The organism is Pseudomonas putida, from assembly GCF_005080685.1.
Lineage (GTDB): Bacteria > Pseudomonadota > Gammaproteobacteria > Pseudomonadales > Pseudomonadaceae > Aquipseudomonas > Aquipseudomonas putida_V.
In genome coordinates, this window is sequence record NZ_CP039371.1 from 21440 (window position 1) to 45342 (window position 23903).

Sequence of the window (23903 nt, forward strand, 5' to 3'; positions counted from 1 at the left end):
GCGGCCACCCCGCGCCTGATTACCTCTTAAATTCACCCCATCGTCCTGTTTTGCAGCCGGATGATGGCATGCGCTTGCGCGCTGATTTTTTGAGGAATCATTTCCATGACTCCCCCACGTTACCGATTAGGGATGGCATGTCTGGCCGCTCTGATCAGCCTGTTGTCGACGTTACCGGCTCAGGCTACACCGTTGTCTCTGGAGGAAGCGCTTCAACTTGCCGAACGCAATGCCCCCATCCTCCAGGCCAGGCAAGAGCAAATGACGGCCGCTCGACACGCTGTGATCCCAGCAGGCGAGCTGCCTGATCCACGTCTCAACCTAGGAGTGCAGAACCTTCCTGTTGACGGCAGTGATCGTTGGAGCATGAACCGCGATTTCATGACGATGCAGGTTGTCGGCCTCTCCCAGGAAGTACCAAACCGGGACAAGCGGGAGGCACGAGTTGAGACGGCACGAGCGAGCGTTGAGCGAGCCGATGCAGAGGCGGTGTTCGAGCGCTTAAAAGTGCGTGCTGCCACAGCCCAAGCTTGGGTCGCGGCGTACACCGTTCAACGGAAACTGCAGCAGTTTGAGGACTTCTACAAAGAAAACCGTCTGTTGGCCGCAGCAATCCGCGCACGCCTGGCCGGCGGTACCGGCGCGACGGCCGACGCACTTGCTCCTGACCAGGAAGCTGCGCAACTCGATGAGCAAAAAGATGTTCTGCTCACACAGGCCGCTCAGGCACGGGCTGCACTCAAGCGATGGATTGGAGAGGATGCTGATCCGCAAGCTCAAGCATTTCCGCGCTGGCCAGTGAGCGCGCCGGACTATCTACACGCTATACATGCACATCCAGAATTGGCGACCTACAACGCCCTTACGCGGGAAGCACAAGCTCAAGTGCACCAAGCCTTGGCAGAAAAGAAGTCGGACTGGGGGTGGCAGGTGGATTACCAGCGGCGCGGGCCTGAATTCAGCAATATGGTGAGCCTGCAGGTAAGTTTCCAACTGCCCTTGTTCGCTGGCTCACGGCAGGACCCGATGATCGCGGCACGTCGCGCACAAGTCCGGCAACTGGAGGACGAACAGGAAGCGGCATTGCGTGAGCATAAAGCGCAGCTGGAGACAGATCTTGCGGATTACCAGCGATTGCAGCGAGCAGTGCAGCGCAGCCGTGAAACATTGTTACCGCTAGCGGAGGATCGAGTCCGCCTCGCCCTTGCTGACTATCGAGCCGGTAAATCACCCTTAAGTGAGGTTCTCACCGCTCGACGTCAGCGGGTTGAAACACGACTGCAAGACATCGATCTGCAAGGACAGTTGGCCGCGACAGCTGCACGGCTGCACTTCGCGTATGGAGAGGTGCGCGCATGAGAAATTCAACTATCAGCCTTGTGGTATTGGCCGCGTTGGCTATCGGCGGTGGCGTTGGCTATCAGCTAGCAAAGCGTGGGCAGGTGTCCACTGCCTCCCCTGAAACGCTACAGAAGGTGCTGTATTGGTATGACCCGATGTACCCCCAGCAGCACTTTCCAGCACCGGGCAAGTCGCCCTTCATGGACATGCCACTGGTGCCGAAGTACCAGGAAAGCACCGCTGCTGAGGTGAGCCCCGCAGTTCAAGTTTCACAGGGGCTCCAACAAAACCTGGGGGTCCGTCTGGCTACCGTAGCGAAAGGGCAGCTTGCTCGAACCCTCCAGGTGAGCGGCGTGCTTACCTTCGATGAGCGGGATTTTAGCGTTCTGCAGGCTCGTACCGGTGGCTACGTCGAACGCACCTATGGCCGCGCTACAGGCGACGTGGTTGCCAAGGGCGCCCCATTGGCAGATGTGTTGACGCCTGAATGGGCGGGCTTGCAGGAAGAGTACCTGGCGCTTCAGCGATCTGGGGACAATGAATTGCGCGCTGCAGCTCGGCAACGACTACTGCTGGCGGGTATGCCTGCCGATCTTATCAACCGGATTGACCGTACGGGAAGGGTCCAGAATTCGGTAACGCTCTTGGCCCCAACAGCAGGCGTCCTTCAGGCTCTGGAATTGCGGCCAGGCATGACAATGACACCGGGTGCAACGTTGGCGAAGATCAATGGTATCGCGAACGTCTGGCTTGAGGCCGCAGTACCTGAAGCGCAAGCCCAAGGCCTACAGGAAGGACAGGCAGTGCAGGCGAATCTGGCAGCGTTCCCAGGCGAACCTGTTCCCGGCAAGCTGACCGCATTGCTGGCTGATGCGGATCTGCAAAGCCGCACCTTGCGGCTTCGTATAGAACTGCCCAACCCCGGCGGCCGGTTGCGCCCAGGCATGACCGCGCAGGTTTCCCTCCATCCGTCCGGGCAACAGGATGACAGCCTACTGGTGCCAGCCGAGGCGATCATTCGGACGGGGAAACGCGATCTCGTAATGGTGTCAGAAGACGGAGGTCGATTCCGGCCGGTGGAAGTAGTGCTCGGCCAGGAAAGTGCTGGCCAGGTGGTCGTGCTGCGAGGCCTTCAGGCGGGCCAGCGCGTTGTGGCGTCCGGGCAGTTTCTGCTGGACTCCGAAGCGAGCTTGAAAGGTATCGAGGCCGTTACTGCTGGCGATGCTCCACTTGCGCAACCTGTACAGCCGGCTCTACATCAGGCCAATGGGCGCATCGTTCAAATAGAAGGTAATCAGCTGACCATCGCTCATGGACCGTTCGTGACGCTGGGCATGCCTGGTATGACGATGACTTTCCCTGTGGCAGATCCCCGCTTGATTGCCGGACTCAAGGTTGGCGAACGCATCCGGTTTGGAGTGCGCGAGCGCGATGAAGGCATGGTCATCGAGCAAATAACCCAGCAGGAGAACCAGCCATGATCGCGAACCTGATTCGTTGGTCGGTTGGCAACCGCGTCCTGGTCCTGCTGGCAACACTGTTTGCCGTAGCTTGGGGCGTTTTCTCTCTGCGCAGTTTGCCGATCGACGCGTTGCCTGACCTGTCAGATGTGCAGGTGATTATCCGCACCTCCTACCCAGGGCAGGCACCGCAGATCGTGGAAAATCAGGTGACATATCCCCTGACCACCACAATGCTTTCCGTACCCGGAGCCAAGACAGTGCGGGGCTTTTCAGCATTTGGAGACAGCTTCGTATATGTGTTGTTTGAGGACGGCACAGATCTCTATTGGGCGCGGTCCAGGGTGCTCGAATACCTAAGCCAGGTTCAGTCTCGATTACCGGCGTCCGCTAAGCCAGTGCTCGGACCCGATGCCACTGGTGTAGGCTGGATCTACCAGTATGCGCTGGTGGACCGCAGTGGTACCCATGACCTGGCACAGCTGCGCAGCCTTCAGGACTGGTTCCTGCGCTTCGAGTTGAAAACTCTTCCGGACGTTGCCGAAGTGGCGACGATAGGCGGGATGGTCAAGCAGTACCAGGTAGTGCTCGATCCGCTGCGCATGGCCAGCTTGGGAATCACTCAAGTTGAGGTTTCGGACGCCATCGCCAAGGCCAATCAGGAAACCGGTGGCGGCGTGCTCGAACAAGGCGAAGCTGAGTTCATGGTAAGGGCTTCCGGCTATCTGAAGTCACTCGATGATTTCCGAGCCATTCCCCTGCGCCTGGCTGCGAAGGGTATACCCGTAACACTGGGCGATGTAGCCACTGTACAGCTGGGCCCTGAGGCACGTCGCGGCATCGGCGAGCTTGATGGACAGGGCGAAGCGGTGGGCGGCGTAGTAATTCTGCGCAGTGGCAAGAATGCGAAAGATGCCATCGCTCACGTCAAATCCAAGCTTGAATCGCTGGAAAAAAGCCTGCCTGCCGGGGTCGAGCTGGTCACTACCTACGACCGTAGCCAGTTGATCGATCGTGCTGTGGAAAATCTGAGCCAGAAGCTGATTGAAGAGTTCATCGTGGTCGCACTGGTGTGCGCTGCATTTCTTTGGCATCTGCGCTCATCGTTGGTCGCCATCGTCTCGCTTCCGGTTGGTGTCCTCATTGCCCTGATCGTCATGCGCCACCAGGGCATCAACGCCAACATCATGTCGCTTGGGGGCATAGCCATTGCAATCGGTGCGATGGTGGACGCCGCTGTGGTGATGATTGAGAACGCGCACAAACGGGTTGAGGCTTGGCATACGTGGCACCCTGGAAAGTCGTTGCGTGGCGAAGATCATTGGAAAGTGATGACTGAGGCAGCAGTCGAGGTCGGGCCTGCGCTGTTCTTCAGCCTCATGATCATTACGCTGTCCTTCATACCGGTATTCACCTTGCAGGCTCAGGAGGGAAGGCTGTTTGCGCCCCTCGCATTCACCAAGACTTATGCAATGGCAGCAGCAGCGGGCCTTTCGGTTACCCTGGTACCCGTGCTGATGGGGTACTGGATTCGGGGTCGTTTACCGGCAGAAGAGCGCAACCCACTCAATCGAACCCTGATACGGCTCTATCGCCCAGCATTGGAGATCGTTCTACGCCGGCCAAAGCTCACGTTGGCGGGTGCACTGTTGATTTTGCTCAGCAGTGTCTGGCCCCTGAGCCAGCTCGGCGGCGAATTCTTGCCGCCACTGGATGAAGGCGATTTGCTGTACATGCCGACTGCCCTGCCAGGTCTTTCGGCGCAGAAAGCCTCTGAGCTTTTGCAACGTACGGACCGGCTGATCCGAACGGTACCGGAGGTCGCCAGTGTCTTCGGTAAAGCGGGCCGGGCTGAATCAGCGACCGACCCGGCCCCGCTGGAGATGTTCGAGACGACTGTCCGACTTAAACCGAAGGATCAGTGGCGAGCAGGGATGACCACTGAGAAGCTGATCGAAGAGCTGGACCGTACCGTGCAGGTACCTGGGCTAACCAATATCTGGATCCCACCGATTCGAAACCGTATCGACATGCTCGCAACCGGTATCAAAAGCCCGATCGGCGTAAAGGTTGCCGGCAGCAATTTGAATGAGATCGACCGGGTGACTCTGGCTATCGAGAAGGTGGCCAAAACGGTTCCAGGGGTGACTTCCGCCCTCGCCGAGCGATTAACCGGTGGACGCTACATCGATCTGGATATCGACCGCCAATTCGCAGCGCGTTACGGCCTGAACATTGCTGATGTCCAAGCGATTGTTGCCGGCGCCGTTGGGGGCGAAAACATCGGCGAAACCGTAGAAGGCCTGGCGCGATATCCCATCAGTGTTCGGTACCCACGGGAGTGGCGTGACTCTGTTGATGCCCTGCGGCAGCTACCGATTTACACCAGCCAAGGGGGGCGAATCACACTGGGAACCGTGGCACGGGTGCGTATTGCGGACGGTCCACCCATGCTCAAGAGTGAAAACGCGCGCCCCTCGGGCTGGGTGTATATCGACGTGCGGAGACGGGACCTGTCCTCCGTCGTTGCCGACCTGCGCCGGCTAGTCGATCAGCAGGTGAAGCTCGATCCTGGCATAAGCTTGAGCTATTCCGGGCAGTTCGAATACCTGGAGCGCGCCAATGCGCGCTTAGCATGGGTAGTACCGGCGACGCTGGCCATTATTTTCGTCCTTCTCTACCTCACGTTTGGCCGCCTCGGTGAAGCGCTGCTGATCATGGCTACCTTGCCATTTGCGCTAACCGGCGGCGTATGGCTGCTGTACATGATGGGCTACAACCTGTCGGTGGCCACGGGTGTCGGTTTTATCGCCTTGGCTGGGGTCGCAGCAGAGTTTGGAGTCATCATGCTGATCTACCTCAACAATGCCTGGACTGAACGAAACGGCAACGGTACGCAGGGGCAACCTGCGCTTCTGGATGCTATCCGCGAAGGGGCCGTGCAGCGCATCCGCCCCAAAGCCATGACCGTAGCAGTGATCGTCGCAGGCTTGATGCCAATCCTCTGGAGTAGCGGTACCGGCAGCGAAGTCATGAGCCGGATCGCTGTACCCATGGTCGGCGGCATGCTCACCGCGCCTTTGCTCTCACTATTTGTAATCCCTGCGGCTTACTGGCTCGTCAGGCGCCGCGGACTCGCTGTACACGATAACCCCAAACAGGAGTAACCCGATGAAGAAGCTACTGATCAGCGCTGGCCTGGTGTTCGCCGTTGCGGCGGCGGTGCAGGCCCAAGACATGTATGGCACGGATATGAAGAATATGCCCATGGAAGGCAACGAGACCCAAGGCAGCCAGGCGGCTCCGACTGCATCGGCTGAGGGAACCATCAAAGCTTTGGAACCAGGTAAAGTTACCTTGGCGCATGGACCAGTATCAGCCCTGAAATGGCCGGCAATGACCATGGGCTTCAGCGCTACCGAGCAGCAACTCAAGGGACTCAAGGTAGGCGACAAGGTCAGCTTCGATTTCCGAATGAATGGGGGCACAGCGACGATCGTAGGCATTCGCAAGCAGTGACGGATTGACTTCTAACCCTGCCTATTAGAGCTGATAGGCAGGGTCATTTAGCCAAACTTTGGAAAAAGTGCTGCCGCAATTCCTGACCGCGCCGCCTTCAGCTCTGTGCCTCGGGACGCTAGTTGGTCTTTGCGCTCTGTAGCCGGGATGCATTCAGATCAGAGTAGTAGCTGACGTTTGAGCAGAGATCTTCGTGCATCACGATCTATATGGGTCGAAAGCGGACAGGGCATCGCAAAGTCATCCAACTGCCTGAGTTATCCGAACGCCAACAAGGATTCCACCGAGCTTGTCGACAAGAAAACCCGCGACAACTCAGAGTGTTATCCGAGCAAACAGACTTTGGATACCCTATTCCCGCTAGGGATGGTCTGAAGTAGCCATGCATCTCTGGCTGACTTCAGCGTCTGCCGATTTCAAAATCGCCCAACTGATCCAAGACAATCCGATCAGTCGCGCTTTTCTACCTTTTTCGTTACCGCCAGCACGTTACCGCAGCCATTTTCCGCATTACAGGCGCACCTCTCCTGCGCTGGCCAGCAAATGTCGGCGGGCCATCCACAGATTCGACAGGGCAAACAGCGTCACCATCTGCGCCGCATTCTTGGCCAATCCTCGGAAGCGCACCTTCGTATAGCCAAACTGCCGTTTGATCACGCGGAACGGGTGTTCGACCTTGGCACGGATCTGGGCCTTGGCCTTCTCGATCTTGCGCAGCGCTTTGTACAAGGCGCTGCGCTTGCCGTGTTTCTTGTAGGTGCTGCGCCGAGCCGCGATCTGCCAGATAACGGCACGACCTTCATGTTCAGGACGCTTCTCGACTCCGGTATACCCAGCGTCAGCGCACACCACGTGTTCTTCGCCGTGTAGCAGTTGGTCGACCTGAGTGATGTCCGCAACATTGGCCGCCGTGACCACCACGCTATGTACCAGGCCCGATTCTTCGTCGGCACCAATGTGGGCTTTCGCGCCGAAGTAATACTGGTTGCCCTTTTTGGTCTGGTGCATTTCCGGGTCGCGCTTACCGTCCTTATTTTTGGTCGAACTTGGCGCGTGGATCAGTGTGGCATCGACGATGGTGCCCTGGCGCAGCGACAGGCCGCGATCCCCCAGGTAGCCGTTGATCACTGCCAGAATTCCGGACGCCAACTCATGCTTTTCCAGCAGGCGGCGGAAGTTGAGGATGGTAGTTTCGTCGGGGATGCGCTCCAGGCTCAGCCCAGAAAATTGGCGAAGGATGGTGGTTTCGTACAACGCTTCCTCCATCGCAGGATCGCTGTAGCCGAACCAGTTCTGCATCAGGTGCACGCGCAGCATCGCCATCAGCGGATAGGCCGGACGTCCACCTTCGCCCTTCGGATAATGCCGCTCGATCAGGGCGATCAAACCCTGCCACGGCACCACCTGATCCATCTCGATCAGGAACAACTCCTTGCGGGTTTGCTTGCGCTTACCGGCGTACTCGGCGTCGGCGAAGGTCATCTGCTTCATCGGAAAACTCGGGCAACGGGATCGGCGTATTTCACCAGATTCGGGAAGTCTTCTTCAGGATTTCCCTAGAAACACTGCCGCTGAAACCCTCCTGGCATGTAGCTCCTTCGTCCTACGCTTCAGCCTCTATGACCCCCACCCAACCTTTCGCGCAGGTGCGGAACGAACCTAGGCGTAACGCGGGTATAAGCTTCGTAGGCAGCGCCAAACTGCTTGTGCATTTCCCGCTCTTCGGAAACCGCCAAACGCCCGTACATCACCAGCAACACCGGGAACATTGCCAGCGTCAGCAGCGTCGGCCACTGAAGGAGAAAGCCCAGAAGAATCAGCACAAATGCCACGTACTGCGGATGTCTGATCCAGCCATAGGGCCCGACCGTTGCAAGTGAACGGCGGCGTTGCGCGTGATATAGCACGTTCCAGGCGGCAGAAAGCAAATAGAAGCCGAAACCCAGGAATAGGTAACTGGCAATGTGCAAAACACTGAAGTGTGGGTTGCCCTGGTCACCGAGCAACGTCGACCACAGATGGCCGGATTCGTGGGAAAGCAGATCGAGGTTGGGGAACCTGGCCTGCAACCAGCCTGACAACAGATAGATCGTCAGGGGGAAGCCATACATTTCCACAAACAGGGCAACGATGAAGGCCGAGAATGCACCGAAGCTCCTCCAGTCTCTCGCCGTTGCCGGCTTGAAGAAACTGAAGGCAAACATGATGAAGATCGCGGAGTTGATGAAAACCAGCGACCAGAGGCCATACGCGCTTTCACCATGATTCATGATGGATCTCCCGGCTTATGGATATCAGCCTTATCGGAGGGGGCCGGTTTGCTCTGGCCCTGGTGATGGTGTCCCCCATGTCCTCGATGCATGAAGACATGCATCAGCGGACAGGCGAGCAACAACAGATAAGGCAGGGCTCCAACGACATGGGCAAGGTGCTCGGTGAGCAGGAAGTAGACGGCGATCCCACCGATTACCACCAGGCCGATTGCATAGCGTGAACGCCAGAAACTGTGTGGTGAGCCGTTTTCATCGAAGTGAGGGTTCATAGCGACTCCTGGGAAAGGAGATGGGTTACTTCGATGCAGCAGATGGCATGCGGTCCATCATCATCTGCATCATCGACTCCATCATGTCCATGCGCTTTTCCATCATCTGGTGGCGGGCGGCCATATCCCCGCCCATGCCGCCATGCATGCCCCCCATTTCAGGCATGCCACCCTCCATGGACTTCATCATGGCCATGCCATTTTTCATCAGCGCCATATGCTCGGCCATCAACGCCTGACGGGCTTCCGGCGTTTTGGCTGCAGCCATCTTTTCGTGCATGGCTTGCATGGCCTTCATTTGCTGGTCCATCGCCGCCATTTGCCCTTTGTCCATTGGCTGAGAAGGCGTCTTCTCGGTAGCCGCCGCGCTTGGCGCATCGGCCGGGTGATGTGTCGAGTGTTCATCGGTGTTTTGCGCCATGGCGCCCACGGACGCTGCGGCCAAACAAAGTCCGATCAGTAAATTTCGAACGTTGTTCATCATCATCTCCTTAGCACTGTTTTAAAGCCGGATGCCTTGGTCTGGGCGCTAGGCCTCACCTGGCACGACAAGCAAATTACTGCGCCGGCGTGAATGCTCATTTTTCGCGTCGTGCTCGGGTTGTACACCGACGGGCTATTATTGGGCACTCGGCGGCTCGAAGCTGATCCCGTTTGGCCCGGCGCCAACCTTATGGGTAGCAACGACCTTTCGGCTGCTCGTATCGATGACAGATACGGTGCCCGCTTCAATATTGCTGACAAACACATAAGCGCCGTCGCTGCTGATGGCCACACCATGGGCACCCTTGCCGGTGGTCACGGTGCCCAGGCTGCTACGCGTCTGGAGATCTACGATGGAGACTCGGTCGTCCGGATTCTGGCCACTGCCCTGATTCGCGACATAGACCTGGCGACCGTCAACGGTGGCCATCATCTGGATTGGCGTGCGGCCGACATCAACCTTGCTGATCACCTTGCGTCTGGCCGTGTCGATGATGCCAAGCTGATTTGTCGCACTGAGCGAGACGAATGCCAGGCGACCGTCAGGGGCAAAGCCGACCTGGACAGGGCCTTTGCCCACGGGAATCTGCGCGGTTTCTTTGAGTGTGACGACATCGATAAGCGATACGCTGTCGCTCTTCATGTTCGCGATATAGAGTGTCCGGCCATCAGGGCTCAAGCGCAGCCCATGGGGATAACGCCCAGTTGGAATACCGGGCAACTCGATTCGCTGCTCAAGGTCAAATACTCGCACCTGGTTGGCAGCGGAATCGGTCACAAAAGCTCGCAGCCCGGTGACGTCGGTGACCACATGAGCCGGGTGATCGCCTGCCGGGAAGCTGAACGGTGGCCTGTCCAGCGCGCTGGTACTGAACACCAGCAACTGCCCACCGGGCTTTTCACCGCTCGAATGCCCCGCATGTCCAGCCACTCCAACAACCAGAAGCAAGCTGCCGTCGGGCGAAACCTGTAGGTTGTGGGGTGCGATCGGCAAGGCGACCGTGCTCACATCACCTGTCGCAAGATTTACCTGGCTAATGGAAGCGGACCGTTCATTGGCCGTGTAGACGTTACCCGTAGGGTTTGCCATGACCAGCCCCAGAGGGATGAGCAGGGATATCCCCAAGGCCATAGAACTAAACCGCTTGGCAGTCATCATTGTGAATGAGCTCCAACGAGGGGCCGGGGTATGTGAGCCAGGCTGGCCTATACATTTACTCAAGATAAACACCAATCGCGAAGCATTTTCTTGATCAGCGTCAACGTCCACAGCTTGACTCGGCACTGGGTGATCGAAGGCCGTCCATTTCTTGGGGAGTATTGCTGGCTATCCCGACCCGGAGTCAGTCGACATCAGGCTGTATATGAAGAAACCGCGCCATGAAACATGGCACGGCGGCTTGCCATCTGAGCGGTAACGAGACTTAGCGACTGACTTTGGTTGGGTAACCAAGCGCCTGGACCAGTGCACCGACGCGTTCCGCCTCGATGTTGCTTTGGACACTCACTGTACCGGCAGCACGATCAACGATCACCTTCGCGTCGCCATCGGCAGCCTGGATGGCCTTGGTGATCTTGTTGACACAACTGCCACATCCCATACCGGAAACTTCCAAAACGAACATAGCGGGCCTCTCATGCTGGTACGGCTTTTCTCGCCGCATTTACAGCTTCAACCTTGACACGATGACAAGGTCAAGGCCCGGTCAAAGGATTTATCTTCGCCCTGAAATCTTGTCCAACTCCTCTGGCGGCGGCCCCTGCTGCATCACAATTGTCCCTTACGATCTTGGCAGAAGATGGCGGACGTCGCAGTTGCCCGATGTCCTCCATCAGGACCAGATTGGCGCCGAACTCGCGGACATACCCGCTAAGGCCAAAGCCCTAGACAGTCAGTCATATGGATCAGGCGTTGAAACGCTGATGGCGGAACTTCCTCTCATAGGTTGCGGTGTGCCCATTTCAGTCTGTGACTACGCGCTTCAGCCGCAGTGCGTTGAATACCACGGAAGCCGAACTTACGCTCATGGCCAATGCCGCAATCATCGGTGACAATAGATGGCCGGTAAGCGGGTAGAACAAACCTGCCGCCAGCGGTATGCCCATAGCGTTGTAGAAGAATGCGAAGCCCAAGTTTTGACGCATGTTCTTCACCGTGGCCACGGATAGTGTTCTGGCCCGCAGGATGCCCATCAGGTCGCCCTTGACCAGCGTCAACTGGGAGCTGTTCATGGCAACATCGGTGCCAGTTCCCATGGCGATCCCGACATCAGCCCGGGCCAGCGCAGGGGCATCGTTGATCCCATCTCCTGCCATGGCAACCCGGCGCTTATCGCCCTGCAGGAGCGCCACCAGTTGCTCCTTGTCCTCGGGTTTCACTTCTCCGTGGACTTCCTCGATGCCGAGTTGTTTCGCGACCGCACGTGCCGTAGTCAGGCCGTCGCCGGTGGCCATGATGACCTTCACATCTTCTGCCTGTAGCCGGGTTACCGCCTCCTTGGAGGTGGGTTTGACCGGATCGGACACCGCTAGCAGGCCAGCGAGCACGCCATCGACGGCCAAGTACATGATACTCATGCCTTCCAGACGCAGCTGCTCGGCGCGGTCTCGCAACGGACTGGTGTCGAGGCCAGCCTCTTCCATCAAGGTCGTGTTGCCAAGCTGCAGCCGTTTGCCGTTCACCTGGCCACGTACACCGATCCCAGAGCCCGACTCAAACGCCTCTGGCTTGGACAAGCTGTGTCCATGCGCTCGCGCATGATCGACAATCGCATGTGCCAGCGGATGCTCGCTGCCTTGGTCCAGGCTGGCGGCAAGGCGCAAGACTTCGGGTGGCATGAACTGCCCGGTACCGACCACGCTATGAAACACTGGCCGGCCCTCGGTGAGGGTCCCGGTCTTGTCGACGATCAGCGTGTCGATCTTGCAGAGGTTCTCGATAGCACTGGCGTCTCGGAAGAGCACGCCACTGCTGGCAGCCTTCCCGGTAGCGACCATGATCGACATGGGAGTGGCTAGGCCGAGCGCGCAGGGGCAGGCAATGATCAGGACCGCGACCGCATTGATCAGGCCGAAGACCCAGCCAGGCTCCGGTCCGAAAAGCCCCCAGCCGAAGAGCGTGACCAGCGCGACCAGAATCACCCCCATGACGAAATAGCCGGCCACGGTGTCCGCCATCCGCTGCATCGGGGCTTTCGAGCGCTGAGCCCGCGCGACCATCTGCACGATTTGCGAGAGCACTGTCTCGGCGCCGACCTTCTGCGCCGCCATCACAAGGCTGCCGTGGGTATTCAGCGTGGCACCGATGAGTGCATCCCCAGCTTTCTTCATCACTGGCACGGGCTCGCCTGTCAGCATGGATTCATCGATAGCACTTTCGCCTTCCAGGACCACCCCGTCGACCGGCACCTTCTCGCCAGGGCGAACGCGCAGGTGGTCGCCCGTATGCACGTGGGTGAGCGGAATATCTTCCTCCTGACCATCGGCCCCGATGCGACGGGCCGTCTTGGGGGCAAGACCCAGGAGCGACTTGATGGCGGCGGAGGTTTGTGAGCGCGCCTTGAGCTCGAGCATTTGGCCGAGCAACGTTAATGAGATGATGACTGCAGCCGCTTCGAAGTAGACACCGATGCGGCCATCCTGCATGAAAGTCGTCGGGAAAACCTGCGGGAACACTGTGGCCGCAACGCTGTATAGGTACGCCGCAGCCGTTCCCAAACCTATCAGGGTCCACATATTCGGGCTGCGATTACGAATCGATGCGACCCCACGCACGAAAAACGGCCAGCCAGCCCATAGTGTCACGGGAGTGGCCAGAATCAACTCCACCCAATTCTGTGTGGCACCATGCAGCAATTGGAGTTGGTGGGCAGTCATGGCCAACACGGTCACGATGACCGTCAGGGGCAAGGTCCACCAGAAGCGGCGGGAGAAGTCCTTGAGTTCCGGGTTCTCGTCTTCCTCAAGCTCCGGTATTACCGGCTCTAGGGCCATGCCACAGATTGGGCAACTGCCCGGCCCACGCTGGCGGATTTGGGGATGCATCGGGCAAGTGTATTCGGCGTCCGCCGCGTTGCTTGGCTGCGGGGCAGCCGAGTGGAGATGGCCCGCGTGTTCTTGGTCCTGGGGAGGGCTAAGATAATGCACAGGCGCTGCGCGGAATTTCGTCAGGCACTTTTCACTGCAGAAGCGGTATGTCCTTCCCTCGTATAGCTCGAAGTAGCGACTATCCGGTGGCACCGTCATACCGCATACCAAATCGCGCTGACTACCATCCGGTTGCTCATGCGGGTGCGAGTGGTCATGGTCATGGTCATGGTCATGGTCATGCTGGCACGATTCGGTGTGCATGAAGTAGTTCCCTTTGTTGTCCGGTTTGGACGAGTTTTCACCCTTCTGGTGAGAATACCCGCCATGGTTGTGCCCGAAGAGTTGCGTCAGCGGACAGAGCAACAAAATTAAATAACTGTAGTGCCTGTGACAGGTGGCCATAGTGCACGAGCCACATAAAACAGGCCAAATATGGCCAGCATGATCAGTGCAATACCGCCTTTAGTCCGCCAAAAAGGTATTGCCAGATCTGTACCACGGCGATGGGCTCCGTCATGATCAACTCCCAAGCTGGGTGGGAAATATCGGCCGCTGCCGTATTGTCCAGCCTAGACAACATCTCCTTGAACAGCTGTGACGCCAATCAATGCTCCTGTAAGCGTGTCGATTATTGTTGTGGTGTAGCGTCATGGCATAGATCATTTCTGGAGGTTGCTGATCCTGCTGCTGCACCAGTGGTTGCCCTTCGACAATGCGCTGGCTGCCTTGTACCCCGGCGAGGGAGTGCCCAAGCCGCTGGAGGAGTACGACGCCGGCTCCCGGTGGGGAACGCCGTCCATGCTTTCCTGCCTGGACGGCCTATACTTGCTCGACCCCTTCTACCAGGCCTGTCAGGAAGGCCTGCCCAGTGGGCTGTAACGCCTGGAGGAGATCGCTTCTGACCAGTTCCGTCAAAGCGAGTACTTCCTCAGTTACTTCCACGCCAACGCATTGGAAGACGAGGTGCAGTTCGTTCTCCAGTTGCCGGCCAAGGTAGCCTTATGCGATCTAACAGCTCAAGCCCCAGACCTGATACATGCGGTGCGGTACAGCGCTGATCGGGTCACTCTTCGCTGTTCCCCTTCCAGCTTTGCCTTTGCCCACAGCAGACGTCGGAGATGAAACTGCTCGGCGGACTCACAAACCTGCTCCAGTGCTCTCGCACAAGGCTTTGATCTGGCCATCTTTGCTTGAATGGCTGACCCGTGGCAGGGCGTTGGCCGTGTTTTCTTCGTGCGTGTTGAGCCCAAGGCGAGCGCGATCCACCATCCACAGGCCGCTACTGCCGCGCGCCAATTCTATGCCGGCACTACTCGTCAAAAAATAGGTGAGTGCTTACCCGGCAGGCAATGGGCTACTATCGAGCCCTATATCTATCCGAAAGGGTTAGCTCCGTTGCCAGGGAATTGCATGCAGGCCATCGATATTGAAAACGCGATCGTTCTTCCTTGGGGGCTTGGCTCAAGATCGCCCCATGACCTGTTTTCTGTGTGCGCAGAAATCATTAACTGCCCTGGTGACATCGTTTTAGACGCTAGCAACCTCTCGTATATCGATCCGTTAGGGATGGCCACGCTGCGAGCGTTGTTTGAAAACCAGTTGGTCCAGAAGCGAGTTTCGATGCAGTTTTTGAGCAGAGACCTGACCTCCTACCTGGCCAGGATGGATTTTTTCAAGGACATTGATGTAGAGGGTGTAGATCTATCGGGGGTAGGACGTCGAAACGACCGAAGCACCTCGTTGGTGGAAATCACCAAAATCAGCGAACACCATCAAGCAGAGGCTGCAGCCTCTCGCCTCGCTAGAGCTATTACGGGAAGGTTGACTCAATCGGACCCGGATGCCCCAGTCGACGAGCACACGGGACGGAATGAGTTTGACTCCTACCGGGGCCCTCTGGAGTATTCGCTCAAGGAGCTATTGGAAAACTCGCTTACTCACGCCCGCAGAGAGGGACGTGGTGACGCCGCCGTTTGGCTGACCTGTCAGTTTTATCCAAAATTGAACCTTGTACGCATGGCCATCGTCGATAATGGGTGTGGGTTTCTCGCGACACTGAGGAATCACCCTGAGCTTCATGACCGCACGCATTTGCACGCGATCGAGGCGGCACTCAAACCGCGAGTGAGCTGCAACCGGGGTGCGATGGCCCAGATCCTGGGTAGCGAGAACCAAGGTATCGGGTTAACAACTACCGCAAAAATTGCAGACGCGGCGGGCGGTGGTTTGATCATCGTGAGCGGCAATGGCATACATGACACAAAGCGTCGGCAGTCTCAGGAGCTGCATGATGCGCTGTGGAATGGTGTATCGATCGCGTTTAGCTGTACCCGTGAGCTGCTGCCCACCATTTCGATCAGTGACTTGCTGCCGAAGGACGATGCAGGACAGGTTGACGACGATCTCGACCTAGATCTGAATTTCCGCTAGCTCTGGCTTTTTGATAGCTCGAGGGCTAGAGTCGATCATGCAAGGAGCGGTAAATGGGAGATTCAGCGTCAACTGAAACTCTCGGGCTGCAAAAAAGGATTATGCAATACAAGGGGTTACGACATGCAAACTCAAATTCGATTAAGTAGGGATAGTTCTATCCGAACGTACGGAATGCGAGCTTCAGCGATCCCCTACCGTACCGAAATCGAACGCTCGCTCAGCAGTGGTGAGAGCGTTGTCATAGATTTCGCTGGGAACGATGTCACTCAGTCCTTCGTCGACGAGTTGATCGGGGCGCTGATTCTGAAGGAGGGTCGCCAGGTGGTATCGCGCCTTGCCTTTGAAAACTGCACCAACGATGTCAAAGGAATCATTAAATTTGTGGTCCATGATCGAGTTCGACAGCTGCAAAAAATGCCCGCGTGACGGATCCGCATTGAATTTAAGGCCCTCAATATTGAGGGCCTTTTCATTGGTGCCAGGCAAAAGATAGCCGTCTTGAGTGGCCCCCATAGCTCGCCCTGAAAAGCGAATGTCAGGGGACACACCGCAGAAAAGCGTTCTGTAGCGGAGGAATACGTGGAAAACGGAGCTTAGGTTTCCTCATTGAGATGTGTAGAAATCCATCGCGACTCACCTATGCAAAGGCTGCGAAAAGCCTGAATCTACTGGGGTATCGTGGCGTGAGATATGTGCAAAAAAATGTGCACAGCATCTGCGGATTGGAGAGCTGGCTTGGCTCCTTAAGTAAAACCATCAAGCTGCAACGGACCTGCAACTCCTGCGGCTTGAAGCAAAGCGGGTAATACCACCCCTGCAGGCCCAACGAGCATTATCTCTTCCGCCCCGTCCATCCCCACGTCGTCAAGGTTCACATGGATCACGGTTGCCCCGGCCGCCAGAGCCATATCTGGAATACCGGCTGCCGGCATGACTACGCCAGATGTACCCACCGAAATCAGCAAGTCACAGGCTTCCACAAGCCTTACTGCTGAACGCCACGCATCCTCTGGAAGATTCTCTCTGAACCAGACCACCCCAGGGCGCAACCTCCCGTTGCATCGAGTGCACCGCGGAGGCTCGATCATCTGTCCCGCCGGGGGAACCGCCAGTTGATCTGGTGATAACTCTGCTGGCCGGTGGCATCCGAAGCATTTCACGTCCATCAAGCGGCCATGAAGGTGTATCACCGAACTGGAGCCGGCTCGTTCATGCAGATCATCAATATTCTGGGTAACGACAGATACGTTCCAGCCAGCATCAGCTATCCGTGGAATAGATAGATGAGCCAAGTTAGGTTTGGCCTGGCCAACCTGCTGCCGGCGCCAAAGATACCAGCTCTAGACGAGAGCTGGATTTTTGCGAAAGGCGTCCGCTGTTTCGAGACGCTGAGGGTCATGCTTCGCCCAGAGGCCTGTCAGCTTGTCGCGGAAGGTCGGAATTCCGCTGTCAGCAGAGATGCCAGCACCCGTGAAAAAAACGACCCTCTTGGACCTGCGCAAAGCCTCAGCAGCTCTTTGCAAATTGCTCATTGGACACACCTCAGCCCCGCAGCGGGGACTCCCTTGCAGTAAACACGGTAACGGCCGCACATCCCAGCTAAAGCACTCGCGTTTGATCGGAAAACCAAGCGTAGAGCGCAGGGTGCCGCATACTGCTGCTACCGCTCTAGTAAACCTCCAATGGATTTCAGCTACCCGACCTACAGCTATCTCTAGCCCCATCGCGGGAGGTGCATATGACCACTCCCTTTGCTCACATCCAGACCCGACATGAGCCTTCAACCGCCCTGAATAAAAGCAAGGTCGCTTTGGTTGCTACCCTGTCGATTGAAGCCAATTCAGACCGGACGATCGATGCTTACCTTGGTGGCCTGCAGATGTACAACGATCTATTCGAGTGGCGGCTGGATGAATACCCCCAGGAAGCGCTAGATCTCATCATCGACTGCTTTCTCCCCGCAGAGTCGGTGCCTCAATCCATCCTGAAGAGTGGCGTTTCAGCCGGGCTCATCCGCTCCAGGGTCTTCCAAAGCGGAGACTGGATATCAGGCAAGCAATGGCTTCAGCTCGCATCTACCTCCACCCCAGGGGGTGGAGTTGACCCCGACCAGCTACTGGCTGATGGTCAGATCTTCTCGCTTCGACCTGGGAAGGTCGACTTCTTCCCCGCTTATGCTTTGGACGGTAGCAACGGCTATCAACCGATCAGCAGCCTTTGCGACGTATTGTCCGTTCTCTCGACTCGCATGGACGAGTGGTCTATGGCGGCTTGGTTCCAATCAGAAAATTCGTCTCTGGGCGGTATCGCCCCCAAAGCCTTGCTGTCATCCGCCCCAGAATGGGTGCTAGCTGCGGCAAAGAAAAAGCCAAGAGGAAGACGTGTGATTAGATGAACGGCTTCAGATTGCATACCGTGACGCGCCCGATGGATAGTGTCTCAGGGGATCAAAGATGAGCAGTCAACCAGCTCCCCGCAACGATCGTAACTGGCGACCCGTCTTCCATGATTGCTATTCGACGGTGATCAAGGCGGTTGATGCTCGATATGACGTTCGCGGTTATTTGTTATCAGAGTTGGTGAAGCTGTGCCTGAAAAATCGGGCCACAGTTCCGCTAGCCCGGCGAGCCTACTACGAGGGATGCGTTCAGAAGGAAGCCATAGCTTTTCTGGAGCGTTATACCTCCCACTTGCTATTCGGCCCAGGCGGCCGACTCTCGCCGCAGGAATACCGATACGGCGCATATTGATGCTCTCCAAGGCCCAACTCTGGCGTAATCATTTGTCCCAACGTTGGCAGAGGCTTCATGATGAAAATCACTGGTCGTGTAGAAACAGAAGCGGTGGTCGACGTGAGCTGCGACGTATGCGGCTCCTCCACACGTTTGGAAAACGGCAGCCTGCAGTATGGGGTGCTCCAGGCGCACTGGGGCTTTGGTGCACTGCATGACGGAGAGCGCTATGAGGTACACCTATGTGAACCTTGCTTCTTCCAAACCATCGCTTACCTCAAGCAAGAGCGGCGCACAGCCAACATGTTTGAAGGTGATCCGCAGCAGCCCGAGGATGACTTCGGCCTCGCTTCCAGGGATGACTTCTTCCGTGATGGTCATTGATTTGAAAGCCAAACCAGCCATGCTACTTCGGCTTTTTAGGTGAGGACGGGGACTGTGAGTCCACGTATCGATGGAAGGCTAGTGCTAGGTCTTCGTCGGTCGCCTTTGGAAGCGGTTTACGACGAGGCGCTTTGACCGGAGCGTTCTCATCCGGTTGGGTGATCTGCCTCAGTAGGGTGCGCTCAGTCTCGGTAGCCGACGAATCGAAGACCCTTGTCTGTACACGCTGATCACGGTCTGTCCTGTTAAAACTCACCACGTTCGACTTGTATTCAACAGGTAAGTCAAATGGACAGCGCAGGTCCAAATGCCCGCCTTGATTGCCTTTGCTAATGGCCAACAACTGCAGTTCTTCGACCTCTTTCGAGCTGGTGGTATACGCGCTCGATCGGTAAGCCTTGTGGAGGTCGTCGATTTCAATCCGGTTTCTGCCAGCGACTCGGCATTCGATGTAGGCAAGCTTTTGAATCGCCCCTGGTTTTCTAGACACTCTCCAAGCTCAGGAAATAGCGTTTCTCATACTCTACTGGAGACAGCTGCATAGCACTGCTGTGTCGGCGTTTAGGGTTATAGAACATCTCGATGTAATCGAAAATATCACTTCGGGCTTCTTCACGGGTTGTGTAGATCTTTCGTCGGATTCGCTCTCGCTTCAAAAGCTGGAAAAAGCTCTCGGCTACGGCATTGTCGTGGCAGTTTCCCCGTCGGCTCATGCTGCTGATTACATTGTTGGCCTTCAAAAAGCTTTTCCAATCCGAGCTACTGAACTGACTGCCTTGATCTGAGTGAATCATAACTTGCTGCTGAGGCTTGCGTCGCCAAACAGCCATCAACATCGCGTCGATAGCCAGGTCGCTGCACATCCTTGGCTTCATTGACCAACCAATTACTTGGCGTGAGAACAGATCCAGCACTACCGCGAGGTAGAGCCACCCTTCATAGGTGCGGATGTAAGTGATATCTGTCACCCAGACCTTGTTCGGCTCACTTACCTTGAACTGCCGCGCGAGGTGGTTGGGCGAGGCCACTGTTGGTTTTCCACCATAGAACCCTGGACGCCGCCGATAGCCCGTTTGAGAACGCAGTCCCTCCGCCTGCATCAAGCGCCTGACTCGATTTCGGCCGCATTCCTCTCCCAGCTCACGCAGGTCATCGTGAATTTTGCGGTAGCCGTATACACCTCCGCTTTCCAGCCAAGCGTGTTTGATCAAGCCAAGCAGACGTTGATCTTCTTTTGCTCGGGCAGATTGAGGCTCGGCCAGCCAGGCGTAATAGCCGCTGGGGTGCACCTTGAGGGTTTGGCAAAGGCGCCGCACCGGGTAATCAGTCGAGTGCTTCTTGATGAAGGCGTACTTCAGCCGCACTCCTTGGCAAAGTACGCGGCGGCCTTTTTTAAGATGTCTCGCTCTTCCGTCACGCGCTTGAGTTCAGCGCGTAGCTTGCGCAGTTCGGCCTGCTGATCGTCGTCTTGCTGACGCTGCTCTTGGGGCTTGCTGTAGACCTTGATCCAGGCGTAAAGACTGTGCACGGACATGCCCAGGCGCTGGGCGACATCGGCGACAGGTTTGCCTTTCTCGGTCACTTGCTTGACCGCTTCGATCTTGAATTCTTCGGGGTAACGCTGACGACTCATGGCACCTCCTATTTGGGCCTCATTATGAGGCTTGGAGGTGTCTACGAAACCAGGGGCGATTCAAAGCATGGAGTTTGTAGTGTCACAGCCTCGCGGAGGTGAGCTTGAGCACATTCACAAGGAAGTCATCAAATTCGATTCGGCTTGGTTCGAATCTCTTATCCGGATGCCGGTTGATCATCCTTATCGCAGAATGGATAGAGTGAAGATGGCCCGGGAGGAACTGGGCGATCTGCTGGAGCTGACTCAGGCCTGAGGAGGCCTGCTGTAAACCACTTTTTTTCACTGTAAACCACAGTGGTTTACAGTGAAAAAAGTGGTTTACAACGTAGCTATGACACGCGCCCTGGCCACTCCCCAGGCCAGCGCGCTCCTCATTGGTTCGTTCAGCCGGACGTCGAACACCTGTGCTGCTCGGGGCCTTGCCACGCCGCGGTGTCCTATAATTCATCTTCAGCTGAATGGAGCAAAATGTTGTGAAGCGCACATTCATTGGAATGGTCGAGGCTGGTGAGCCACTGATGAGGCAAGCGCTTGAAGCTATCCGACAGGCCCACGAAGCGGAGGCTGCTGGATTGCCAGACCTTGAGGTACAGCGTCTTCACCTATTGGCAGATTCGCTCTATCAGGCGGTCATTGATTTTCAGCTCCTCAAAGCAGGTAAACCACCGTCGACTATCCAGTGAGGACCTGCCGCTACATGACGAAAAAGATACCAGCTCTTCTCCCCGACCACCCCATGTATACCGACGCAGTGGATGCGATGAAGCAATACCACGAGGCGCAGGCTTCTGGCTCATCTGCCGAAGAGGTTGAGCGCCTGCGTCAAATCGCAGAATCACAATTTCGGGCTGTCAGCGAGTATCAGCTCAACGCTCTGGGATATCAGTCTCGTCGTCCGCACTGAAGGGATAACCGATCCGGAGGTAGCTTCAGAATCCATCAAGCCAAGCGGAAGACTCACGACGCGGTCCGATTGATCAGCGAGACGGTCGGGAGGGTTTGCACACAGCCCCAAAAAAAAAGCAGCTCCCGAGAGCTGCTTTTTTCTTACTCCCCCTTTTTGTGCTTGTGGGGTTTCAGGTCCGGATGGTCCTTCTGCTTTTCAGGGGTGACTCGCTGCCTTTTGTCCGGAGTGCCATCTTCATTGGTGCGCTTTGGGCCTGGCTTGATGCTCATGCAAAACTTCCTTTTCCGCTTGGGTTGTTGAATGCAGCTATGTAATTAGTCCAGCTTCTCTCAGCTGTCAAAGCAGGCTGGTGCAGAACCGCCTGGCCGATGATCCGGTCCACATCGAACATTCAGAGGCCAGAATAAGAGCCTCCGACAAAGGGCTTACAAGGGGCAGTGAAATCCAGCGCTGAGCGATACGAAGACGTCTGGACGTTCATCATGCCGAGCACGGTGTGGAACAGGTTGTCGTGGCTCAGCGGTGACGTGGTTTGAGCTTTCAAACAACCCACGTTGACCTTTTCGCTCTTCGCGAGCGAGTCAGACATCCAAAGTACCAACGGCACCTTTGTTTGCTCGTCAGGAGCCATCGCGTAAGGCAGCCCGTGTAGATAGAGCCCACCCTCCCCCAGCGATTCGCCGTGGTCCGAAACGTACATCAGCGCAGTGTCGAACTTGGTGTTGGCCGCCAGGATATCGATGAGATTTGCAGTCACATAATCGGTGTAGAGGATTGAGTTGTCGTAGGCATTGACCACCTCCTCCTGCTTACATTTGTCGAGCTCGTTGGTCTCGCACACCGGTGCGAATTTCTTGAATTGCGAGGGGTAGCGCTTGTAGTAGGCCGGGCCGTGACTGCCTTTGTAGTGGAGCACCAGGACAGCATCGCCTTCCTGGCGCTTGATGAAGTCTTGCATCTCCGTGAGCAGCACCCCGTCCTTACACTCCTCGCTGGTGCACAGTTGGGAATCCGCGTGAGAGGCAGCCTTGTGGTTGGGAACCCTGTCGCAGACCCCTTTGCACCCCGAGTTGTTGTCAGTCCACATGACACTGATGCCAGCGCGTTGAAGCACGTCGAGCAGCCCTTCTCGGCTCTTGGCCAAGCCATCTTTGTACTGGGCCTTACCCACGTCCAGGAACATGCATGGCAGCGAGACCGCGGTAGCGGTACCGCAGGAGCTCACGTTCGTGAAGCTAATGACATTTCGCTTTTCTAGTTCCGGATTCGTTTCACGGGAGTAGCCGTTGAGGGAGAAGTTGGCGGAGCGAGCGGTCTCTCCTACTGCCAGTACCAGCAGCCTGGGTTTACGAGCCGCACCCTGTCGATTAACTACCGCATCAGTACCAATGGCCGTCAGCGTTTTAGGTGAGGCCAGCTGACGCTTCAGGTACCCATGGCCAGCCGCAAACAAGTTGGTAGGTACCAGAATCAGCCGGATCTCCCGATTGTTGCGCAGCAAGGAGGCATACGACTGGTACTGACTCAACGCGATGCCAGATAAGGTCAACAGAGCGAGCGACAGAGCAATGAACCTGCTGACCAAAGCTTTGGCCCAAGGCTTGCGCCGGAGGGGAACCCGGGCAATCAGGTAGACGGGCAACACCCCAACCATTGCGACCCAAAGACCGAGCTTCCAATTCAGCAGCTCGGTTGCCTCAGCGACGTCGGTCTCCACAACGTTGGTGAACATTGTGTAATCGATCACGATGCCGTAGGCATTCATGAAGTAACTCGCAAAAGACGCGCTGATCAGTACCAGGCACAGTATGGGTTTGGCCAGCCGCCCCCATGACAGCAAGCTCAGAACGGTAAACACCCATGCGAATACTATGACTGGGAGGCTAGCCGCTAGCTGCCAGTTCACTTCATCGGTTTTGAATACCAGCTTCCAGAGCACGTTCCAGAGCTCAGCGTTCGCGAATAGCAGTAACCAAAAAGTCACCAGGCCGATTAGCAAATTAGTACTGATGCCTTTCTGCCGCGCATTGCGAATAGCAAAGATCCATTTGCTTAACAGGGTGTGAACAATGGATTTGGAAGGTGTCATTATCAAACTCTGGAAGCTGCTTATCCATGGCGGTAGCTATGGAGTTAGCGGGAGCTACAAGGCAAACCGTCGACAGATGCTGAGCGATTGCGCAATGTGCGGAGCGTCAGAGGCCTTAGGCCCCTAGGCGTTGGGGACGCTTAGTATGTGTGAGGCATAGGGATAAAAAGAGAAATGAATCTCGCTGAGCGCATTATTTCCGGGACCTGATAACGACACGATGACCTCGGGATTACAATGCTGACAGAAATCCAATTACTGCTGTTTTGATTGTCATTGATCACGCTA

21 protein-coding genes and 2 pseudogenes are annotated in these 23903 nt (G+C 56.6%); 12 read left to right on the forward strand and 11 right to left on the reverse strand.

The genetic code is table 11. The features are described 5' to 3' along the window. The first annotated feature begins 105 nt into the window (after positions 1 to 105). The 4 genes from E6B08_RS00100 to E6B08_RS00115 are packed head-to-tail and all read left to right on the forward strand — an operon-like array spanning position 106 to position 6320. Positions 106 to 1359: a TolC family protein gene (locus E6B08_RS00100; protein WP_011953089.1), complete on the forward strand. Its 1254-nt coding sequence runs from the start codon at positions 106 to 108 to the stop codon at positions 1357 to 1359. Then, positions 1356 to 2822 (forward strand): efflux RND transporter periplasmic adaptor subunit, encoded by a 1467-nt coding sequence (locus tag E6B08_RS00105; protein ID WP_011953090.1) that lies wholly within the window; start codon positions 1356 to 1358, stop codon positions 2820 to 2822. The genes E6B08_RS00100 and E6B08_RS00105 overlap by 4 nt, the downstream gene beginning before the upstream one ends. After that, entirely contained in the window at positions 2819 to 5968 is a 3150-nt protein-coding gene (locus tag E6B08_RS00110; RefSeq protein ID WP_136912268.1) for an efflux RND transporter permease subunit, read from the forward strand. The genes E6B08_RS00105 and E6B08_RS00110 overlap by 4 nt, the downstream gene beginning before the upstream one ends. A gap of 4 nt (positions 5969 to 5972) precedes the next feature. Beyond that, positions 5973 to 6320, forward strand: a complete 348-nt coding sequence (locus E6B08_RS00115) for a copper-binding protein (protein WP_011953092.1) — start codon at positions 5973 to 5975, stop codon at positions 6318 to 6320. 510 nt (positions 6321 to 6830) lie between these two features. On the opposite strand, the gene E6B08_RS00125 is transcribed toward E6B08_RS00115, so the two are convergent. The 7 genes from E6B08_RS00125 to E6B08_RS00155 form a co-directional block, all read right to left on the reverse strand. Continuing rightward, on the reverse strand, positions 6831 to 7811 hold the full coding sequence (locus E6B08_RS00125) for an IS5 family transposase (protein WP_104881048.1): 981 nt from the start codon (positions 7809 to 7811) through the stop codon (positions 6831 to 6833). Positions 7812 to 7930: 119 nt separating this feature from the next. Further along, positions 7931 to 8590, reverse strand: a complete 660-nt coding sequence (locus tag E6B08_RS00130) for a methyltransferase family protein (RefSeq protein WP_011953093.1) — start codon at positions 8588 to 8590, stop codon at positions 7931 to 7933. Further along, entirely contained in the window at positions 8587 to 8862 is a 276-nt protein-coding gene (locus E6B08_RS00135; protein ID WP_011953094.1) for a DUF2933 domain-containing protein, read from the reverse strand. The genes E6B08_RS00130 and E6B08_RS00135 overlap by 4 nt, the downstream gene beginning before the upstream one ends. 25 nt (positions 8863 to 8887) lie before the next feature. After that, positions 8888 to 9343, reverse strand: a complete 456-nt coding sequence (locus tag E6B08_RS00140) for a hypothetical protein (protein ID WP_011953095.1) — start codon at positions 9341 to 9343, stop codon at positions 8888 to 8890. A 138-nt stretch (positions 9344 to 9481) separates the two neighbouring features. Next, on the reverse strand, positions 9482 to 10504 hold the full coding sequence (locus tag E6B08_RS00145) for a cytochrome D1 domain-containing protein (protein ID WP_011953096.1): 1023 nt from the start codon (positions 10502 to 10504) through the stop codon (positions 9482 to 9484). Between the two features lie 265 nt (positions 10505 to 10769). Beyond that, positions 10770 to 10970, reverse strand: coding sequence for a heavy-metal-associated domain-containing protein (locus E6B08_RS00150; RefSeq protein ID WP_004575963.1), 201 nt, complete (start codon positions 10968 to 10970; stop codon positions 10770 to 10772). 337 nt (positions 10971 to 11307) lie between these two features. Beyond that, the gene (locus tag E6B08_RS00155; RefSeq protein WP_135192439.1) at positions 11308 to 13836 is read right to left on the reverse strand and encodes a heavy metal translocating P-type ATPase; all 2529 of its coding nucleotides are present in this window, start codon (positions 13834 to 13836) and stop codon (positions 11308 to 11310) included. A 249-nt stretch (positions 13837 to 14085) separates the two neighbouring features. Here E6B08_RS00155 and E6B08_RS30760 point away from each other — a divergent pair. The 3 genes and pseudogenes from E6B08_RS30760 to E6B08_RS31405 form a co-directional block, all read left to right on the forward strand. Continuing rightward, a pseudogene (locus tag E6B08_RS30760) lies at positions 14086 to 14421 on the forward strand (helix-turn-helix transcriptional regulator); the annotation flags it as partial. A 423-nt stretch (positions 14422 to 14844) separates the two neighbouring features. After that, positions 14845 to 15864, forward strand: a complete 1020-nt coding sequence (locus E6B08_RS30950) for an ATP-binding protein (protein ID WP_015268415.1) — start codon at positions 14845 to 14847, stop codon at positions 15862 to 15864. A 174-nt stretch (positions 15865 to 16038) separates the two neighbouring features. Beyond that, entirely contained in the window at positions 16039 to 16293 is a 255-nt protein-coding gene (locus E6B08_RS31405; protein ID WP_128337688.1) for an STAS-like domain-containing protein, read from the forward strand. A gap of 317 nt (positions 16294 to 16610) precedes the next feature. Here the strand turns inward: E6B08_RS31405 and E6B08_RS00175 are convergent. Next, positions 16611 to 17399: pseudogene (locus E6B08_RS00175) on the reverse strand (SIR2 family NAD-dependent protein deacylase). A gap of 206 nt (positions 17400 to 17605) precedes the next feature. On the opposite strand from E6B08_RS00175, the gene E6B08_RS00180 reads away from it, so the two are divergent. Both E6B08_RS00180 and E6B08_RS00190 read left to right on the forward strand, forming a co-directional pair. Further along, positions 17606 to 18262 (forward strand): hypothetical protein, encoded by a 657-nt coding sequence (locus E6B08_RS00180; RefSeq protein WP_012312014.1) that lies wholly within the window; start codon positions 17606 to 17608, stop codon positions 18260 to 18262. 412 nt (positions 18263 to 18674) lie between these two features. Continuing rightward, the gene (locus E6B08_RS00190) at positions 18675 to 18983 is read left to right on the forward strand and encodes a hypothetical protein (RefSeq protein WP_012312015.1); all 309 of its coding nucleotides are present in this window, start codon (positions 18675 to 18677) and stop codon (positions 18981 to 18983) included. A gap of 482 nt (positions 18984 to 19465) precedes the next feature. On the opposite strand, the gene E6B08_RS00200 is transcribed toward E6B08_RS00190, so the two are convergent. After that, positions 19466 to 20616, reverse strand: a protein-coding gene (locus E6B08_RS00200; protein ID WP_087535084.1) for an IS3 family transposase whose coding sequence is annotated in 2 segments (ribosomal slippage) — positions 19466 to 20382 and positions 20382 to 20616 — 1152 coding nt in all. Because the reading frame shifts where the segments join, the coding sequence is not laid out codon by codon here. Between the two features lie 67 nt (positions 20617 to 20683). Between E6B08_RS00200 and E6B08_RS00205 the strand changes: the two genes are divergently transcribed. The 3 genes from E6B08_RS00205 to E6B08_RS00215 all read left to right on the forward strand — a co-directional run bounded on the left by E6B08_RS00205 (position 20684) and on the right by E6B08_RS00215 (position 21523). Beyond that, positions 20684 to 20872 carry a hypothetical protein gene (locus E6B08_RS00205; RefSeq protein ID WP_015268417.1) on the forward strand — a complete coding sequence of 63 codons (189 nt, stop codon included), beginning with the start codon at positions 20684 to 20686 and terminating at the stop codon, positions 20870 to 20872. Positions 20873 to 21077: 205 nt separating this feature from the next. Further along, positions 21078 to 21302, forward strand: a complete 225-nt coding sequence (locus E6B08_RS00210; RefSeq protein WP_011953103.1) for a hypothetical protein — start codon at positions 21078 to 21080, stop codon at positions 21300 to 21302. Between the two features lie 14 nt (positions 21303 to 21316). Next, a complete protein-coding gene (locus E6B08_RS00215; protein WP_011953104.1) occupies positions 21317 to 21523 on the forward strand; it encodes a hypothetical protein in 207 nt (68 codons plus the stop codon). A gap of 143 nt (positions 21524 to 21666) precedes the next feature. Here the strand turns inward: E6B08_RS00215 and E6B08_RS31285 are convergent, their stop codons facing one another. Together E6B08_RS31285 and E6B08_RS00220 are read right to left on the reverse strand one after the other, a co-directional pair. Beyond that, positions 21667 to 21795, reverse strand: a complete 129-nt coding sequence (locus E6B08_RS31285) for a hypothetical protein (RefSeq protein WP_003253468.1) — start codon at positions 21793 to 21795, stop codon at positions 21667 to 21669. 122 nt (positions 21796 to 21917) lie between these two features. After that, the gene (locus E6B08_RS00220) at positions 21918 to 23615 is read right to left on the reverse strand and encodes a phosphoethanolamine transferase (RefSeq protein WP_003298414.1); all 1698 of its coding nucleotides are present in this window, start codon (positions 23613 to 23615) and stop codon (positions 21918 to 21920) included. Positions 23616 to 23903: the final 288 nt, after the last annotated feature.

What these genes read in the sequence shown, in the direction of transcription:
- E6B08_RS00100 (WP_011953089.1), top strand. Translation starts at nt 106, where the DNA reads ATGACTCCCCCACGTTACCGATTAGGGATGGCATGTCTGGCCGCTCTG.
- E6B08_RS00105 (WP_011953090.1), top strand. Translation starts at nt 1,356, where the DNA reads ATGAGAAATTCAACTATCAGCCTTGTGGTATTGGCCGCGTTGGCTATC.
- E6B08_RS00110 (WP_136912268.1), top strand. Translation starts at nt 2,819, where the DNA reads ATGATCGCGAACCTGATTCGTTGGTCGGTTGGCAACCGCGTCCTGGTC.
- E6B08_RS00115 (WP_011953092.1), top strand. Translation starts at nt 5,973, where the DNA reads ATGAAGAAGCTACTGATCAGCGCTGGCCTGGTGTTCGCCGTTGCGGCG.
- E6B08_RS00125 (WP_104881048.1), bottom strand. Translation starts at nt 7,811, where the DNA reads ATGAAGCAGATGACCTTCGCCGACGCCGAGTACGCCGGTAAGCGCAAG.
- E6B08_RS00130 (WP_011953093.1), bottom strand. Translation starts at nt 8,590, where the DNA reads ATGAATCATGGTGAAAGCGCGTATGGCCTCTGGTCGCTGGTTTTCATC.
- E6B08_RS00135 (WP_011953094.1), bottom strand. Translation starts at nt 8,862, where the DNA reads ATGAACCCTCACTTCGATGAAAACGGCTCACCACACAGTTTCTGGCGT.
- E6B08_RS00140 (WP_011953095.1), bottom strand. Translation starts at nt 9,343, where the DNA reads ATGAACAACGTTCGAAATTTACTGATCGGACTTTGTTTGGCCGCAGCG.
- E6B08_RS00145 (WP_011953096.1), bottom strand. Translation starts at nt 10,504, where the DNA reads ATGATGACTGCCAAGCGGTTTAGTTCTATGGCCTTGGGGATATCCCTG.
- E6B08_RS00150 (WP_004575963.1), bottom strand. Translation starts at nt 10,970, where the DNA reads ATGTTCGTTTTGGAAGTTTCCGGTATGGGATGTGGCAGTTGTGTCAAC.
- E6B08_RS00155 (WP_135192439.1), bottom strand. Translation starts at nt 13,836, where the DNA reads ATGGCCACCTGTCACAGGCACTACAGTTATTTAATTTTGTTGCTCTGT.
- E6B08_RS30950 (WP_015268415.1), top strand. Translation starts at nt 14,845, where the DNA reads ATGCAGGCCATCGATATTGAAAACGCGATCGTTCTTCCTTGGGGGCTT.
- E6B08_RS31405 (WP_128337688.1), top strand. Translation starts at nt 16,039, where the DNA reads ATGCGAGCTTCAGCGATCCCCTACCGTACCGAAATCGAACGCTCGCTC.
- E6B08_RS00180 (WP_012312014.1), top strand. Translation starts at nt 17,606, where the DNA reads ATGACCACTCCCTTTGCTCACATCCAGACCCGACATGAGCCTTCAACC.
- E6B08_RS00190 (WP_012312015.1), top strand. Translation starts at nt 18,675, where the DNA reads ATGATGAAAATCACTGGTCGTGTAGAAACAGAAGCGGTGGTCGACGTG.
- E6B08_RS00205 (WP_015268417.1), top strand. Translation starts at nt 20,684, where the DNA reads ATGGAGTTTGTAGTGTCACAGCCTCGCGGAGGTGAGCTTGAGCACATT.
- E6B08_RS00210 (WP_011953103.1), top strand. Translation starts at nt 21,078, where the DNA reads ATGGAGCAAAATGTTGTGAAGCGCACATTCATTGGAATGGTCGAGGCT.
- E6B08_RS00215 (WP_011953104.1), top strand. Translation starts at nt 21,317, where the DNA reads ATGACGAAAAAGATACCAGCTCTTCTCCCCGACCACCCCATGTATACC.
- E6B08_RS31285 (WP_003253468.1), bottom strand. Translation starts at nt 21,795, where the DNA reads ATGAGCATCAAGCCAGGCCCAAAGCGCACCAATGAAGATGGCACTCCG.
- E6B08_RS00220 (WP_003298414.1), bottom strand. Translation starts at nt 23,615, where the DNA reads ATGACACCTTCCAAATCCATTGTTCACACCCTGTTAAGCAAATGGATC.